Raw genomic sequence first — 15646 nt, forward strand, 5'->3', positions numbered from 1 at the left:
TATTTTATGAAAGAGGAGATGGCTTCTGTTTATTCCTTTTTGGATGTGGAGAAAAAATGGTATGATTATTGGCTAGATAAGGATTATTTTCATGCAGAAGTAGATGATTCAAAAGAACCCTTCTGTATAGTGTTGCCACCCCCAAATATTACAGGTTCTTTACATTTAGGCCATGCTTTAAACGCGACTATTCAGGATATCTTGATTAGATGGAGAAGAATGCAAGGTTATAATGCATTATGGATTCCAGGCACTGATCATGCAGGCATTGCAACCCAAATGGTAGTAGAAAGAGAACTTTTAAAAGAGGGAAAAAGCAGATGGGATTTAGGCAGAGAAAAATTTTTGGAAAAAGTATGGAACTGGAAGGAAAAATATGGAAATACTATTGTAGAGCAGTTAAAGAAACTTGGGGTTTCATGTGATTGGAAAAGATTTAGATTTACCATGGATGAAGTATATTCAAAAGCTGTAATTAAGGCTTTTGTTGAGCTTTATAAAAAGGGATATATATATAGAGGAGAAAGAATAATAAATTGGTGTCCCCGTTGTAGAACAGCTATCTCTGATTTAGAAGTCAGATATATAGAAGAGTCCTCCTATTTATGGTACATAAAATATCCTTTCTATGATGAAGAAGGTTATATAGTTATAGCAACTGCAAGACCTGAAACCATGTTAGGTGATACTGCTGTAGCTGTTAACCCAGAAGATGAGAGATATAAGAATCTTATTGGGAAAAAAGTTATTCTACCATTAGTAGGGAAAGTAATTCCTATTATTGGTGATGAGACAGTAGATCCTAACTTTGGCACTGGTTCTTTAAAGGTTACTCCAGCTCATGATGCTGATGATTTTGAGATAGGTAAAAAACATAATTTGGATTTCATATCTGTGATTGATGAAAAAGGATTTATGAATGAGAATGCTGGTAAGTATAAAGGACTTAGTGTTTTAGAATGTAGAAAGAAAATAGAGGAAGATCTGGAAAAAGAAGGATTTCTTTTAAAGAAAGAAGTATATGTTCATGATATTGCCACTTGTGATAGATGTAGTACTCCCATAGAACCTATGATATCTAAACAATGGTTTATGAAAATGGATAATTTAGCAAATCCTGCCATATTAGCAGTCGAGGAAGGTAAAGTGAAATTTATTCCTGATAGATGGAAGAAAGTTTACTTTGATTGGGTGTATAACATTAGAGATTGGTGTTTATCAAGACAGTTATGGTGGGGGCATAGAATTCCCGCTTGGTATTGTAATGATTGTGGCCATATAAATGTGGCTGAAAAATCTCCTGATAAATGTGAGAATTGTGGTTCATCTAATCTAAAACAAGATGATGATGTATTAGATACATGGTTTAGTTCTGCTTTATGGCCTCTTGGTGCTTTAGGATGGCCAGAAGATACAGAAGATCTTAAATATTTCTATCCTACCTCTGTACTGAGTACAGCGAGAGATATTATTAATCTTTGGGTTGCCCGAATGATTATGATGGGGCTTGAGTTTAAAAAGGATGTGCCTTTCTACCATGTATATGTTCATCCAACAGTACTCACAAGAGAAGGAAAACGTATGAGTAAATCGAAAGGAACAGGTGTAGATCCCTTGGATTTAATTAATAAATATGGTGCAGATGTTACAAGATTTGGCCTTGCTATTCAATGTACTGAAATGCAAGATTTGAGGTTTCATGAAGAGAATTTTGAAAACACAAGAAATTTTACTAATAAAATATGGAATGCTTCCAGATTTGTAATATCAAATTTGGAAGATAGAAAATATTCAGAAGTAAAATTAGAATACCATCTCTTATCCTTATCAGATAAATGGATATTGAGCAGGCTTCAAAAAGAGATTAAAGAGGTAACAGATCATTTAGAGAATTATAGATTTAGTGAATATGTAAAAACTATATATAATTTCTTTTGGAATGAATTTTGTGACTGGTATATTGAGGTGGTAAAACCCAGACTATCTCAAAAAGAGAATCCAGAAAGTAGGTTAGTTTCTCAAACTATTCTTTGGAAGGTGTTAAGTGATAATCTGAAACTTCTTCATCCTGTAATGCCTTTTATTACCGAAGAGATTTGGCATAAACTGCCAGAAAACAGCGAAAGTATAATGATATCATCTTGGCCTATCTCTGATGATACCTTTATTGATGAAAAAGCAGAAAAGGAAATGGAATTTATTATGGAGTCAATTAGAACAATTCGAGCAATTAGATCTGAATTCAATATCTCTCCCTCTGATGTTATAAAAGTAGATTTTTACACTCTTGATAAAGATAAGGAGATTTTACTTCTCGGTAATTCTGGATATTTTGCTACGCTTGCAAAAGCAAAAATTAATAAAGTTGATGAAAAGAAAGATATTAAAAATGTAGTACATAAAGTCTTAGAAGATGTTGATTTATATGTAAATCTAAAGGGTTTAATTGATATAACAAAAGAAAAAGAAAGAATAAAGAAAGAATTAGAGGAAGCATTAAATTTAAAGAAGAAAATTGAAGAAAGACTTTCTAACGAGGAGTTTCTAAGAAAAGCCCCAGAAAATGTGGTAAAAAAGGAGAAAGAGAAATTAGAAAGTATTAATAAGAAGATAAGGAGCTTAGAAGAAAGTTTTAATACATTAGAGTAGTTAAGTAGTTTAAAAAATAAACAGGGAGGTTATTATGAAAATATATGGCTTTAAAGGTGGTGTACATCCCCCTGAAAAAAAGGAATTATCAAAGGATGTACCAATAACAAAAATTCCTCTCCCTGAAAGATTAATTATTCTTACAATTCAGCATACAGGAGCTCCTACAATCCCTCTTGTTAAAGCTAAAGACCATGTATTTAAAGGACAAAAAATTGGAGATGCGCAGGCTTTTGTTACAGCTCCTATTCATGCTCCAACTTCAGGAACTGTAAAAAGAATTGCACTTTTTCCTCATCCCAATGGAAGAAATGTTTTGGGTATTGAGATAGAGCCAGATGGAAAGGAAGAGATTTTTCCGGATATTCCCAAAGATTTATCATGGCAAAATCTTTCGCCTGACGAGATTAAAAAGAGAATTAGAGAGGCTGGTATTGTTGGACTCGGAGGTGCTGCTTTTCCTACCCATGTGAAGATGTCACCTCCACCAGAGAAAAAGATAGATACGGTTATTCTCAATGGAGCAGAGTGTGAGCCGTACTTGACTATAGACTATAGGCTTATGTTAGAGAAACCTCAACAAATTATAGAAGGATTGAGGATATTGATGTATGTATTAGGAGTTAAGAAGGGAATTATTGGTATTGAGAATAACAAGAAGGATGCAGCGGAAGTTTTGAGAAAATATATAGATAGGGATATAGAAATTGCTATTTTACCCACGAAATATCCTCAAGGTTCTGAAAAGCATCTTATAAAGGCTATTTTAGATAGAGAAGTTCCTTCGGGAGGTCTTCCTTTAGATGTAGGGGTAGTTGTTAATAACGTGGGAACAGCAGTAGCTATCGCTGAACATTTTAAAACAGGTCTTCCTTTAATTTCTCGTGGAGTAACAGTTACAGGTGAGAATATTAATTCTCCTAAAAATTTAGAGGTTTTGATAGGTACTCCTGTATCAAAACTTATTGAGGCTGCAGGAGGATTTAGAGAAAAGCCAGGAAAGATTATATTTGGTGGACCTATGATGGGTATAGCAATTTATGATATGGATACACCAGTTATTAAAGGTACATCAGGTGTGGTTGTTTTTTCTGAGAAGGAAACAAAATATTATGAGCCTGTGGAATGTGTAAGATGTGGAAGATGTATCGATATTTGTCCTATGGGATTAATGCCTACTATATTAGCTAAATATGTAAGAAAAGGTAAACTAATAGAGGCGGAGGAGTTAGGTATATTAGATTGTATAGAATGTGGTTCTTGTAATTATATATGTCCTTCCAGAAGACCCCTCCTTCAATGGATAAGAGTAGGTAAAACGGATATCTTGGCAAAGAAAAGAAAGTAAAAGGAGGCATAACCATTTATGAAGTCAGATGTGGATAAATTAATAGTTACTTCATCGCCTCATATTTTTGTTAAAGAAGATGTTTCATATGCAATGAGGCAAGTAATTTATGCACTAATACCTGCTACTCTTGCAGGTGTTTATTTTTTTGGTTTGTATTCTTTATTGGTTATATTAGTAAGTATAATTTCAGCAGTTTTATGGGAAGCTTTTGCTCTTATTTTGAGGAAAAAGCCATTAAATATACTTTTAGATTTTAGTGCTGTAGTTACAGGGCTTCTTCTTGCCCTTACTTTACCTCCTAAGGTTCCATTATGGATTCCTATAGTGGGATCTGGCGCAGCTATTCTTCTTGGAAAGCAGGTTTTTGGAGGATTGGGTGATAATTTTTTAAATCCTGCTTTAGTTGGAAGAGCCTTTCTCCTTTCTTCTTATCCTCAAATAATGACCTCATGGATGAAACCTATTCATAAAGTTGGAGGCATGGTTTCACAAGCATCCCCCCTTACTTCTACTGCAACCCCTCTTGCTATAGAAAAACTTAAACTTACTGGTTACCAAATACCATCATATTTACATCTTTTTATTGGTGATATTCCAGGATGTATAGGAGAAACTTCTGCCTTATTATTGCTTTTAGGTGGTCTTTACCTTATTTATAAAGAAATAGTGGATTGGAGAATACCACTTTCATATATTTCAACGGTTATTATAATTTCACTTTTATTCGGGAAAGACCCTATTTTTCAAATATTGGCTGGAGGACTTTTTTTAGGCGCTTTCTTTATGGCTACTGATTGGGTAACAACCCCTCTTACAACAAAAGGTAAAATTATTTTTGGAATAGGAGCAGGTTTCTTTACAATGATTATAAGATTATTTGGTATTTATCCAGAAGGAGTATCTTATGGAATTCTTGTTATGAATGCTTTGACTCCTCTTATAGATAGAACCTTAAGACCTCGCAAATATGGAGAGGTGAGAAAATGAAACAGATATTAAGATATGGATTAATCCTTTTTTTGGTATGTAGTATATCAGCTGGTGTTTTAGCTTTTACATATGAAAACACTCAGAAAGTAATTGAGAGCAATAGGAAAAAAGAAAAAGAGAGAATTTTAAAGGAAATAATTCCAGAGGCAACAGATTTCAAAAATGTTGAGAATCCTCCAAAATCTGATAGTAATTTAGTAAAAATAACCGAAGTGTATATTGCTTATAAAGGAAATGAAAAAACTGGAGCTGTTTGGGAAGTGACATCAAAGGGTTATAGTAGTGATATATTGATGATCATTGGTACGAATAAGGAAGGTAAAATTTCTCAAATAACTATACTTTCTCAACAAGAAACACCAGGCCTTGGGACTGAAATTGTTAAGGACAGTTTTTTAAATCAGTTTATAGGAAGAGATACCCCAAATTTAGAAGTAAAAAAGAATGTTACTCCTGTATCAGGAGCAACTATCTCTTCTTCTGCAATTGTGAGAGCTATAAATGAGGTTCTGAAACACAAAAACTTTTAGGGGGAAGAAAAATGAAAAAGCTATGGATATATATAAAAAATGGTATTTTTAAGGAAAATCCTGTTTTGATATTAATGATAGGTCTGTGTTCTGTACTTGCTGTTTCTATTAGTTTACAAAATGCGATTGGAATGGGTCTTGCTTTTACCTTTGTTATGGTTTTTTCTAATTTATTTGTATCTCTTTTAAGAAAATTTACACCTCATGACATAAGAATACCTATTTTTATTGTGGTTATTGGTACTTTTACTACCATTGTTGATCTTGTTATATCTGCTTATTTTCCAGAACTTTATAAGGCTTTAGGTATTTTTATTCCATTAATTGTGGTAAATTGCATAATAATTGGTAGAGCTGAGGCTTTTGCTTATAAACATTCGGTAATGGAATCTATTGCTGACGGTATAGGAATAAGTATAGGTTATATATGGGCTATAGTAGCCTTAGGAGCTATAAGAGAATTCTTGGGATCAGGAACTCTTTGGAATATAAATATTATTCCAAATTTTCAGCCAGCTAAGGTTTTTATAATGCCTCCTGGAGCTTTTTGGGGAATAGGATTATTGATAGGAATATTGAAATGGATAGATAGTAAAATTAGGAGGTAACAACATGGGATATATTGGAAAACTATTTCTTCTTTTTCTATCTGCTTCTCTTATCAATAATATTGTTTTTATGAGATTTTTGGCTTTATGTCCTTTTGTAGGCATGAGTTCTTTTCTTGAAACATCTATAGGCATGGGTGTTGCTGTAGCTTTTGTTATGACCATGGCATCGGTGGTTACATTTTTCATCTATTATTATATTCTCATTCCCTTTAATTTAATTTTTCTAAAAACCATATCTTTTATATTAGTGATTGCAGTTTTAGTACAACTTGTGGAGATGTTTATAAAAAAGACTTCTCCATCTCTTTATAAGGCTATGGGTATCTATTTACCATTAATAACTACAAATTGTGCTATATTAGGTGTTACGCTTTTAAATATAAACTATCAGCATAATCTTATTGAATCTATCATTTATTCATTGGGTGTCTCTTTTGGTTTTACAATTGCCTTAGCACTTCTTGCAACCATAAGAGAAAGGTTATCTTTTTCAGATATACCTAAATTTTGGCAAGGATATCCTATCGTTTTTATAACAGCTGGTCTATTGGCATTAATTTTTCTTGGATTCCAAGGACTTGCCCACTAAAAAGGAGGAAATGATATGGAATTAATAATAATATCAATCTTAGTATTAGGAGGGATTGGTTTTCTTTTTGGCTTAGGTTTAGCAGTAGCAGGTGAGAGATTTAAGGTAGAGGTTGATCCTCGTATTTCTCAGATTATGTCGGTTTTACCGGGGGGAAATTGTGGTGCATGTGGTTATACAGGTTGTGAGGCTTGTGCTGTAGCGATTTTAGAGGGTAGAGCACCTATTACTGCTTGTATTGTAGGAGGGGATAAAGTAGCGAAAGAAATTGCAGAAATTATGGAAGCTAACGAAGAAGTTAGTCTTGTGAAACAGGTATCTTTCCTTACATGTCAAGGAGGCAAAGGAATTGCTCAGGAAAGGTTTATATATAAAGGAGTAGAAACATGTAAAGCGGCAAATTTGGTTCAAGGAGGTTATAAGGGTTGTCCTACTGGATGTTTAGGATATGGTGATTGTGTTAGAGCTTGTCCTTTTGATGCTGTACATATGGGAGATGATACTCTACCTAAAATTGATGTGAATAAATGTACTGGATGTGGTTTGTGTGTGAAAGCATGTCCAAGAGGTATTTTAACTTTATTACCTGTTAATATCCCTTTACTTCTTGGTTGTAGAACAGAACTTCCAGGACCTGATGCAAGAAAGGTATGTTCTCATGCATGTATTGGATGTAGTATTTGTGAAAAGGTATGCCCTAAAGGAGCAATTAAGATGGATGGTAGATTTCCAGTTATAAATTATTACATTTGTGATGGTTGTGGAATCTGTGTAGAAAAATGTCCAACAAAGGCTCTTATATTATTAAAGCGTTAATTATATTGTCTATATTAATTTTCACCATTTTCTTGGTTAGAAGTTATCAAGAGAATAGGGAAGCATCTCATATTGGTATTTTAATGGATACTTTTGTTGATATAAGAATCTGGGGAAAAGACAGTGATAGAGCTCTTAATGAATCTTGGGCATTAATAGAAAATTTGAGTAAAAAAATTGACAGGTTCAACCCATATAGTGAAATAAGTAAGATCAATAAAAATGCTGGAAATTATGTTGAAATTTCTTATGACATTGTAGACATTATCAAAAAGGCTAAATATTTTGCTCAAATCACGAATGGTTATTTTGATCCAACGATAGCTCCTCTCATGAAGATTTGGGGATTTTATGATAAGAGTTACAGAGTTCCTGACAAAAAAGAGATTGAAGATAAACTTCAATATGTGGATTATAGAAAAATTCATATAAGAGGAAACAGAGTTATGATAGAAAAGGGAATGGAAATAGATTTGGGGGGTATTGCTAAAGGATATTTAATGGATAAAATATTTGAAGTTTTGAGAAAATATTCTATAGATAGGGCTGTTTTGAATTTTGGAGGACAAGTTGGAGTTTATGGAAGACCTCAAAAAGGAATTCTTTGGGAAGTAAGTATCAAGCATCCCCGTAAAGATCAAGGTTTTATTGGAAAAGTATGGATAAAAGAAGGTTCTGTTTCTACTTCTGGAGATTATGAAAGATTTTTTATTAAAGACAATGAGAGATATTGTCATATAATTAATCCTAAAAATGGATATCCATCAAACTCTGTTATAAGTGTTAGTGTGATAAGTAAAAGTGGAACAGAAGCTGATGCTCTATCAACAGCTTTTTTTGTTTTAGGTAAAGATACCATATCTTTATGGAAAGAAAAATTTTCTTACTTGGGCTTAGTTATTGTTTTTCCAAATTTAAATGTATGGTATTCTCCTAATCTGGAATTTGAAGTGGAGAGTAAAAAGTGAAAAGGATAAAGGAAAATAAAGTTGTTTATATTACTACCTTAGGTTTAATGATATCCTTAGCTTGTGTTCTCTATTATTTTGAAAGTATTTTTATCTCTCCTTTTCTTTTTCTACCAGGTGGAAAAGTTGGAATTGCGAATTTAGTTTCCTTAGTTGCTATTTATACTGTAGGTATAAAAGAAGCTATAATTATGACTGTACTTAGAGTTATAATAGTGAATGTAATTATGGGAAGATTTTTAGATATCTCTTTTTATTTAGGGTTTTTTGGCGGATTGATAAGTAATCTTTTTATGGGTTTCTTTTCAAAAACCTCAATAAGTGTTATAAATAATAGCATCATAGGAGCAATTATTCATAATATGACCCAACTTTTTATAGTTGCCTTTTTCGTTTTTCATAAGGGTATTTTTTACTATGCCCCATTCCTTATCATTTTTGGGTTTTTAGCAGGTCTTTTTAATGGAATAGTGGGTGGGTATCTAATAAAATATATTAAAAACTATTTAGGGGGTGACCTATGAGAAGAAATAAAATATCTACAAAACTTCTAATCTTTCTTATTGTTCTGGGACTAATTGTGGGTGGAGTTATTGCTGAGACATTTGGAGATAAGTTAGAACTTTTAAAGAAGGGATTAAATATTGGCTTTTCCCCAGTTACCCTTAACATGTATTTTTTTACTTTCACATTAGGATTTGATTTAAAAATTAATTTAGGTGGAGCTTTAGGAGTATTAATTGTGTTGCTTTTTTATAATATTTAGAGTTATAATTTAACTATGGGTAGTAGGGATTTTATAGAGGGGTTAAAAAACAAAGGTTTTTTTGTCTTTATAGGGTTTTTTATACTCTATATACTTTTATTGTTTTTGATTATTTTTATTACTTCTATGAATGGATCTCTAAATCTTTGGGCAGAGAAGATAAAAATTTATGCTTTTGTAAATCCAAAAACTTCTGATTCTGATATAGTTAAATTATTGACAGATTTAAAATCTAATTTTCATTTCAAGGAAGCAACTTATATAACCCAGAAGGAGGCCTGGGAAAAGCTAAAGGAAGTTGTAGGAAGAGAGAATGATATTTTTGCTTGGGGATCACCTGATTCTTTGCCTAAAACTATCGAAATAACCCCATCTTTATTAGAAAATATACCTGATATTATAAGATATCTTCTTAATTACAACATTGTTGAAGATGTAAGATATCCTGAGGAAATGGTTACTCAATGGTATAATTTGCAGGGCTTAGTGGAGATCATTAAAAAGATTTTTACATACTTAGGTAGTTTGTCTTTTCTTTTATTGTCTGTCGAATTACTTACTCATACTCATCTTGCTTATCCCATATTTTCAGTACCGTCTCAAATAATTGAGAATATAATAATAACAACAATTTCCTTTTTTTCTGCATTGGCTTCTATAAGTTTCTTGGGGAACATTTTTAAAGACCATATATCAACAATACTTCCTTATTTTTCTTATGTATTTGATTTAAAACACATCTTGATATGGACTTTTTATTTTGTAATCTCTAACGTAATTATTAGTTTTACTTCTGCCTTGATAAGCTTTCAGAGACTTAGATGAGAAGGATAATTGCAATAATAATTTTTCTATCACTATTATTAGTACCCATATTTACATGGGGTAACGTAGATAATACCATAGTTCAAAAACAAAAGGAATTGCAGAAAAAAAGAGAGCAAATAAATAGTTTAAAGATGCAAGTTAAAAATTTAGAAAAGAAGGAATTGAATATTGTTCAAGAAATAAGCAAGATTGATATGGATCTTGATAAAGCAGAAAGAGATCTTAGTATAGCGGAAACGAAACTTAGAGAAACTCAAGCAAAATTGGTGGTATTATCAACACAATTAAGTATAATGCAAAGAAATTTGAGATATAGAAGTTTAAACTACAAAGAATCCTTAGGTGATATTTTTAAGACTATACAACCTAAGATATATTTAGATATCATTTTTACACAGGATGTATTTGCTTCTGTTGCTGTTCCATATTATTTGAAGATATTAATGAAAAGAGAAGTAAATAGATTACAAAGTATTGATAAACAATGCAAAGATATAGATAAGAAGAAAAAAGAATGGGAGGCTGAAAAAAGGAAAGTTGAACTTTTAGTGAAGGATATATCAGAAAGAAAAGGATATATAGAAGCAAAGAAGAGAGAAAGAGAAACCTTTCTTCAGAAAATTAGAGAGCAGAAAAGGTATCAGCAACAAGTAATTGCAACCTTAGAGCGAGAGTCAAAGGAGATTGAGAATTTGATAAAGAGATTGGCATCTTCAAAAATTCAAAAAGCTAAAAAAGGATACCTCTCTTGGCCTGTTATTGGGAGTGTTACTTCTGGATTTGGTATGAGAAGACATCCTATACTTGGAGGGGCTCCTCTTTTCCATACTGGTATAGATATTTCAGCAGATTATGGAACACCTATAAGAGCGGTAGCTTCTGGTAGAGTTATTTTTGCAGGATGGTATGGCGGATATGGAAATATGATAATAATAGATCATGGGGGTAACATATCTACTGTTTATGGACATTTATCAAGAATAGCTGTAAGATCTGGAGAAGAAATTTCTGAAGGTGATATAATTGGATATGTAGGAAGTACAGGTTTAAGTACAGGTCCCCACTTACATTTTGAGGTGAGAGTAAATGGTGAACCTGTAGATCCAATGAATTGGTTAAAATAATAGAAAGTTATAAATAAAGGAGGAAAGAATGAGATTTAAAAAGAGAATTTTAATACTTGCTTTCATTGCTTTAATAGTAGTATTTTTAATCCCAAAATTAAATATAGCTAAGGATTCCATTGATGACATTATTACAAGTATTAGAGTTTTTATTGAAACTGTTTATTATGTAAGAAATGCATATATTGAGAAAAATTTAGATAATAAGAAATTAGAGTATGAAGCAATAAGAGGATATTTAAAGGCTTTAGATGATCCATATACCGAATTTTTTGATCCAAAGGCTTTTAAGACCTTTACAGAGGATATGCAGGGTTCTTTTGGTGGGGTTGGAATGAGGCTCGAGTCTAAAGACGGAAAAATTTTAGTTGTATCACCTATAGAAGGAACACCAGCTTTCAAGGCAGGTATAAAACCTGGAGATCAGATAGTAGAAGTGGATGGGCAAAGTGTGGTTGATAAACCTTTAGATCTTGTAGTTTCTATGATTAGAGGGGAGATAGGTAAAGAGGTAAAAATAAAAATATACAGAGAATCAGAGAAGAAATATTATGAGTTTGTTTTGAAGAGAGCACTTATAGAAGTGCCTGTTGTGGAATATAAGGTTTTAGATAATAATATTGGTTATATAAGATTTTATGAATTTACTCAAAACTCACCTCAAAAATTATCTGATGCATTTAGAGCATTGGAGAAGAAAGTAAACGGAGTAATATTAGATCTTAGAAATAACCCTGGAGGAGATTTAAAAGCTGCAGTTACTATAGCAAGTTTCTTTATTTCTGAAAATGATCAAGTAAAAACTATTATTAAAGATAATAATACATCTAGAACATTTGATACAAAAGGTATAATTGTTTATAGACAGGATAGGGATAAAAGATTATATGGAGAGAAAGTAGTAAAAGGAATATATAAATGGAATAAGCCTTTAATAGTTCTTGTTAATAGGTATTCTGCAAGTGCATCTGAGATTTTGTCAGGAGCTATAAATGACTATAATAAAGGTATATTAGTAGGAGAGAAAACTTTTGGTAAAGGAGTAGTTCAAACAATTTTCACTCTTTCAGATGGATCAGCTGTTAAAATAACTACAGAAAAATATTTACTTCCATCAGGTAGAGATATAAATAAAGAAGGTATAGTTCCAGAGGTATTAGTAGAGATGGCTCCAGAGAATGTGGGTAAGGATAATGATGTTCAGTTAAATAGAGCTATAGAAATATTGAAAAAGAATGTCTCTCTTTTAAGGGATAAAACCAAAGTAGTATTAAGAAAATAGATGTTTGATAAAAAAGAAAAAATAATTATCATAATTTTTGTATGTTTAGTTATTGTTTTTACCTTATTTAACTTATTTGGAAAGGAACAGAAAATATTAGAAAAGGATGTAGATAGTTTTATAGTGGTACATGTGGCAGGAGAAGTTAAGATTCCTGGGGTGTATAAATTACGAGATGGGGCAAGGGTTATTGATGCTATAAATATGGCAGGTGGTCCCTTGTCCTCTGCTGATTTAGATAAGCTTAATCTTGCAGATTATTTGAAGGATGGATCAAAAATAAACGTTCCTTCTAAAGACCAGTTCTTAAATTTAGTGACATCTTCTAAAGAAGAATTAAGAACTTCGGTTGGTATTTCCACCAATGATAAGATTAATATAAATACTGCTTCCAAAGAACAACTTGAGACTTTACCTGGAATTGGGCCTACCCTTGCTCAAAGAATAATTGATTATAGGAATGAACATGGATTATTTACTTCTTATGATGATCTATTAAATGTTAAGGGAATAGGAGAAAAGAAACTTGAAAAATTAAAAGATAAAATAACTTGGTGACCTTTGGGAATACCTTATTCATTTATTTTTTTAATAAGTTATGTTATAGGAATTATTATATCCAAATATCATTTTAGTTTTGGAGTACCCTTTTTTATTCTTGCATCCTTCATCTTTTTAAGGAGAAGATTTTTACTTATTTTCTTATCTTTGTCTTTTTTCTTTCTTGGATTTTTGTTATATAGGGTAGCATTACCTCAATATGAACTTTTCCATAAAAAATATCATGAGATTTATGGAGAGGTAAAAGATGTGAGATTTTCTCCAAATTATATACAATATGTTATAAAAGCAAATATTAGTAAGGAAGAGTTTATTATGTCTGTTGGTAAAAGTGTCAAGTATGAAGTAGGAGATGTGCTCCTTTTTAAAGGAGTAGAATATTATCCATTAGAAAATAATAATATTTGGAGTGAAAGTATTATATATAAAGTAAAAGTTAAGGAGATACAATTAGTCGAACATAGATACCTAAATAGATTTAAGATTTTAAGGTTAAGATTTAAAAAATATGTTGATCACATTTTGAGTTTTTTTAGTAATGATAAAAAAGAATTTATAAAGGCTATTACAATTGGAGAAAAATTAGGACTAAATAAAAATATAAAAGAGATATTTTCTGAAACTGGTACTTCTCATTTTTTAGCAATTTCAGGTTTACATGTTTCTTTGTTAATAGGAATTTTTATTAACTTGTTACCTTTTAGGAAAGTATTAAGCAGAATTATTTTTCTTCCTATACTTATTTTTTATGGTTATATTATTGGAGATAATCCGCCTATATGGAGAGTTATAGGGGAATATATCTTTCTACTTTTAGCTTTTCTTTTTAGACGTGAAGAAGATACTTTGAATGCAGTTTTCTGGGTTGCATTGATTAATCTTATAATATTTCCGTTAAAGCTTTTTAATTTAAGCTTTCAACTTTCTTATCTTTCCATGTTAGGTCTTCTGTGTAAGCCTCAATTTCCTAAGTTTTTACCTAAATTTTTTCAGGAAATTTGGGAAAGCTCTTTTTGGTTAATGATATTTTTATCTCCTCTTTATCTTTACTATTTTAAAAAAATTTCTTTCATCTCAATTCTCTCAAATATTTTTTCAATTCCCATAGCCTATACTATTTTAATTCTTAGTTTTTTATTATTTTCCATTAATATTTATCCAATTAATAGTATTTTTGTAAAACTATTATCTATTTTGATTGATATTCTGCTAAATGGTTTGCAATTCATACTTTCTCATTATAAAATTAGTCTTGTAATTTCCTTATTTCTTATCTTTTTACCAATAATCATGAGGAAGAGAGAGGATTATGAATTACTGGGAGTTTAGGCATTCATTAAAAGAAAAGAAGTTTTCTCCTGTTTATCTTTTTATAGGAGAGGAAAAATTTTTAATGGAAGAAGCTTTATTGGAACTTAAGAAAGTGAGATTTAAAGAATTTAACTATGTGGCCTTTTTTGGAGATGAAATAAATTGGAATGACCTTCTCCCATATTTAGAATCACCTCCGCTTTTAGGGAATCAATTTATTGTAGTTAGGCACGTCCAAGACCTTAAAGATCAAAATATTCCAAAAAAATTGGAGATTTTATTTAGAAGAATGACTAATACTTGTCTAGTTTTTATGGCTAATGCTGAAGAAGAAAAACCCAAAAAGATTTCTTTTTCAAAAATGATACCCCCAGAAGGAGTTGTAGAGTTTACTAAATTTAGGGCTGATGCCTTGAGAAAATGGATAAAAGAAAAATTTCAAGAGAAGGGTAAAAATATTGATGATGAAAGCATATATTTTCTATCGTCTTATTATTCTGAAAATATAGGATTACTCATTCAAGAGATTGATAAAGTGTGTATTTTTGCTATAGATAAAAAGGATATTACAATTGATGTTTTAAAGAGAGTACTCTCTCCTGTGGAGATAGCCTTTTATACTTTTTTAGATGCTATTTTGAGGAGAGATTTCTATCTTGCTTTGTCTGGAATTGATACTCTATTTAATGAAGGAACGTATCCTCAAGTTATATTGGAAATCCTTATTAGACAAATAAGACAACTTCTAAGAGCAAATGCATTATTTAAAGATGGGTATTCAAGTGAAGAGATTAGGGAAAAACTTGGTTTACATCCCTTTGTAGTGAAAAAGCTTTTAGATGCATTAACAAAATACTCTGCCGCAGAAATTTTTGAGATATATCTTCTTCTGCGGCAGACTGATTTAGAGTTTAAGACTACAACTAAAGATCCAAGAGTACTTTTGGAAAAAGTACTACTAAAAATTGGGGCTAAGATTTGACGGCAAGTTTTTCGTTAAGAAGCTTCATGAGTTTTGATTTCTTTCTTGCTGCAGTATTTTTATGAAGAGTTCCTTTTTGTGCTGCTTTGTCTATTGCACTTATTACTTCTGGAAGGATTTTTTTAGCTTCTTCTATTTTATTTTCTTTGAGGAGATTAAGAAACTGTTTTGTATAAAATTTAATTTTTCCAAGTCTTACACGATTTCTAATTCTGTTTCTTTCACTTATCTTTATTCTTTTAATTGCAGATTTTGTATTTGCCATATTCCTTTTCCCTCTCCTTTATA

The 15646-nt window shown here is 31.3% G+C and carries 17 protein-coding genes; 16 read left to right on the forward strand and 1 reads right to left on the reverse strand.

The window, feature by feature from the left end:
• The first annotated feature begins 6 nt into the window (after positions 1-6).
• Genes ACY3JO_RS06000 through holA form a run of 16 tightly spaced genes read left to right on the forward strand, consistent with a single transcriptional unit; the run spans position 7 to position 15358 of the window.
• Positions 7-2649 (forward strand): valine--tRNA ligase, encoded by a 2643-nt coding sequence (locus ACY3JO_RS06000; RefSeq protein ID WP_463084122.1) that lies wholly within the window; start codon positions 7-9, stop codon positions 2647-2649.
• A gap of 34 nt (positions 2650-2683) precedes the next feature.
• The gene (gene rsxC / locus ACY3JO_RS06005; protein ID WP_463084123.1) at positions 2684-3997 is read left to right on the forward strand and encodes an electron transport complex subunit RsxC; all 1314 of its coding nucleotides are present in this window, start codon (positions 2684-2686) and stop codon (positions 3995-3997) included.
• An 18-nt stretch (positions 3998-4015) separates the two neighbouring features.
• Positions 4016-4987, forward strand: a complete 972-nt coding sequence (locus ACY3JO_RS06010; RefSeq protein WP_463084124.1) for an RnfABCDGE type electron transport complex subunit D — start codon at positions 4016-4018, stop codon at positions 4985-4987.
• Positions 4984-5520: an RnfABCDGE type electron transport complex subunit G gene (locus ACY3JO_RS06015; protein WP_463084125.1), complete on the forward strand. Its 537-nt coding sequence runs from the start codon at positions 4984-4986 to the stop codon at positions 5518-5520. Before ACY3JO_RS06010 ends, ACY3JO_RS06015 begins: the two co-directional genes overlap by 4 nt.
• An 11-nt stretch (positions 5521-5531) precedes the next feature.
• The gene (gene rsxE, locus ACY3JO_RS06020) at positions 5532-6128 is read left to right on the forward strand and encodes an electron transport complex subunit RsxE (RefSeq protein ID WP_463084126.1); all 597 of its coding nucleotides are present in this window, start codon (positions 5532-5534) and stop codon (positions 6126-6128) included.
• A 4-nt stretch (positions 6129-6132) separates the two neighbouring features.
• Positions 6133-6720 (forward strand): electron transport complex subunit RsxA, encoded by a 588-nt coding sequence (rsxA, locus tag ACY3JO_RS06025; protein ID WP_463084127.1) that lies wholly within the window; start codon positions 6133-6135, stop codon positions 6718-6720.
• Positions 6721-6735: 15 nt separating this feature from the next.
• Positions 6736-7536, forward strand: a complete 801-nt coding sequence (locus ACY3JO_RS06030) for an RnfABCDGE type electron transport complex subunit B (protein ID WP_463084128.1) — start codon at positions 6736-6738, stop codon at positions 7534-7536.
• Between the two features lie 5 nt (positions 7537-7541).
• The gene (locus tag ACY3JO_RS06035) at positions 7542-8504 is read left to right on the forward strand and encodes an FAD:protein FMN transferase (protein ID WP_463084129.1); all 963 of its coding nucleotides are present in this window, start codon (positions 7542-7544) and stop codon (positions 8502-8504) included.
• Positions 8501-9028, forward strand: coding sequence for a Gx transporter family protein (locus ACY3JO_RS06040; RefSeq protein ID WP_463084130.1), 528 nt, complete (start codon positions 8501-8503; stop codon positions 9026-9028). The genes ACY3JO_RS06035 and ACY3JO_RS06040 overlap by 4 nt, the downstream gene beginning before the upstream one ends.
• The gene (locus ACY3JO_RS06045; protein WP_463084131.1) at positions 9025-9270 is read left to right on the forward strand and encodes a DUF4321 domain-containing protein; all 246 of its coding nucleotides are present in this window, start codon (positions 9025-9027) and stop codon (positions 9268-9270) included. The genes ACY3JO_RS06040 and ACY3JO_RS06045 overlap by 4 nt, the downstream gene beginning before the upstream one ends.
• Positions 9271-9285: 15 nt before the next feature.
• Positions 9286-10095, forward strand: coding sequence for a permease-like cell division protein FtsX (locus ACY3JO_RS06050; RefSeq protein ID WP_463084132.1), 810 nt, complete (start codon positions 9286-9288; stop codon positions 10093-10095).
• A complete protein-coding gene (locus ACY3JO_RS06055) occupies positions 10092-11222 on the forward strand; it encodes a murein hydrolase activator EnvC family protein (RefSeq protein WP_463084133.1) in 1131 nt (376 codons plus the stop codon). Before ACY3JO_RS06050 ends, ACY3JO_RS06055 begins: the two co-directional genes overlap by 4 nt.
• 28 nt (positions 11223-11250) lie before the next feature.
• Entirely contained in the window at positions 11251-12504 is a 1254-nt protein-coding gene (locus ACY3JO_RS06060; RefSeq protein ID WP_463084134.1) for a S41 family peptidase, read from the forward strand.
• Entirely contained in the window at positions 12505-13062 is a 558-nt protein-coding gene (locus ACY3JO_RS06065) for a helix-hairpin-helix domain-containing protein (RefSeq protein ID WP_463084135.1), read from the forward strand. It begins immediately after the preceding gene.
• A gap of 3 nt (positions 13063-13065) precedes the next feature.
• Positions 13066-14394, forward strand: coding sequence for a ComEC/Rec2 family competence protein (locus ACY3JO_RS06070; protein WP_463084136.1), 1329 nt, complete (start codon positions 13066-13068; stop codon positions 14392-14394).
• Positions 14375-15358: a DNA polymerase III subunit delta gene (gene holA, locus ACY3JO_RS06075; protein WP_463084137.1), complete on the forward strand. Its 984-nt coding sequence runs from the start codon at positions 14375-14377 to the stop codon at positions 15356-15358. Before ACY3JO_RS06070 ends, holA begins: the two co-directional genes overlap by 20 nt.
• On the opposite strand, the gene rpsT is transcribed toward holA, so the two are convergent.
• On the reverse strand, positions 15348-15623 hold the full coding sequence (gene rpsT, locus ACY3JO_RS06080) for a 30S ribosomal protein S20 (protein ID WP_463084138.1): 276 nt from the start codon (positions 15621-15623) through the stop codon (positions 15348-15350). The two genes, holA and rpsT, sit on opposite strands and share 11 nt — an antisense overlap.
• Positions 15624-15646 lie beyond the last annotated feature (23 nt).

Source organism: Dictyoglomus sp. LHC4 (genome assembly GCF_055181355.1).

Bases quoted from the DNA above. Each gene is read 5' to 3' on its own strand.
- ACY3JO_RS06000 (WP_463084122.1), top strand. From the start codon at position 7: ATGAAAGAGGAGATGGCTTCTGTTTATTCCTTTTTGGATGTGGAGAAA.
- rsxC (WP_463084123.1), top strand. From the start codon at position 2,684: ATGAAAATATATGGCTTTAAAGGTGGTGTACATCCCCCTGAAAAAAAG.
- ACY3JO_RS06010 (WP_463084124.1), top strand. From the start codon at position 4,016: ATGAAGTCAGATGTGGATAAATTAATAGTTACTTCATCGCCTCATATT.
- ACY3JO_RS06015 (WP_463084125.1), top strand. From the start codon at position 4,984: ATGAAACAGATATTAAGATATGGATTAATCCTTTTTTTGGTATGTAGT.
- rsxE (WP_463084126.1), top strand. From the start codon at position 5,532: ATGAAAAAGCTATGGATATATATAAAAAATGGTATTTTTAAGGAAAAT.
- rsxA (WP_463084127.1), top strand. From the start codon at position 6,133: ATGGGATATATTGGAAAACTATTTCTTCTTTTTCTATCTGCTTCTCTT.
- ACY3JO_RS06030 (WP_463084128.1), top strand. From the start codon at position 6,736: ATGGAATTAATAATAATATCAATCTTAGTATTAGGAGGGATTGGTTTT.
- ACY3JO_RS06045 (WP_463084131.1), top strand. From the start codon at position 9,025: ATGAGAAGAAATAAAATATCTACAAAACTTCTAATCTTTCTTATTGTT.
- ACY3JO_RS06050 (WP_463084132.1), top strand. From the start codon at position 9,286: ATGGGTAGTAGGGATTTTATAGAGGGGTTAAAAAACAAAGGTTTTTTT.
- ACY3JO_RS06055 (WP_463084133.1), top strand. From the start codon at position 10,092: ATGAGAAGGATAATTGCAATAATAATTTTTCTATCACTATTATTAGTA.
- ACY3JO_RS06060 (WP_463084134.1), top strand. From the start codon at position 11,251: ATGAGATTTAAAAAGAGAATTTTAATACTTGCTTTCATTGCTTTAATA.
- ACY3JO_RS06065 (WP_463084135.1), top strand. From the start codon at position 12,505: ATGTTTGATAAAAAAGAAAAAATAATTATCATAATTTTTGTATGTTTA.
- holA (WP_463084137.1), top strand. From the start codon at position 14,375: ATGAATTACTGGGAGTTTAGGCATTCATTAAAAGAAAAGAAGTTTTCT.
- rpsT (WP_463084138.1), bottom strand. From the start codon at position 15,623: ATGGCAAATACAAAATCTGCAATTAAAAGAATAAAGATAAGTGAAAGA.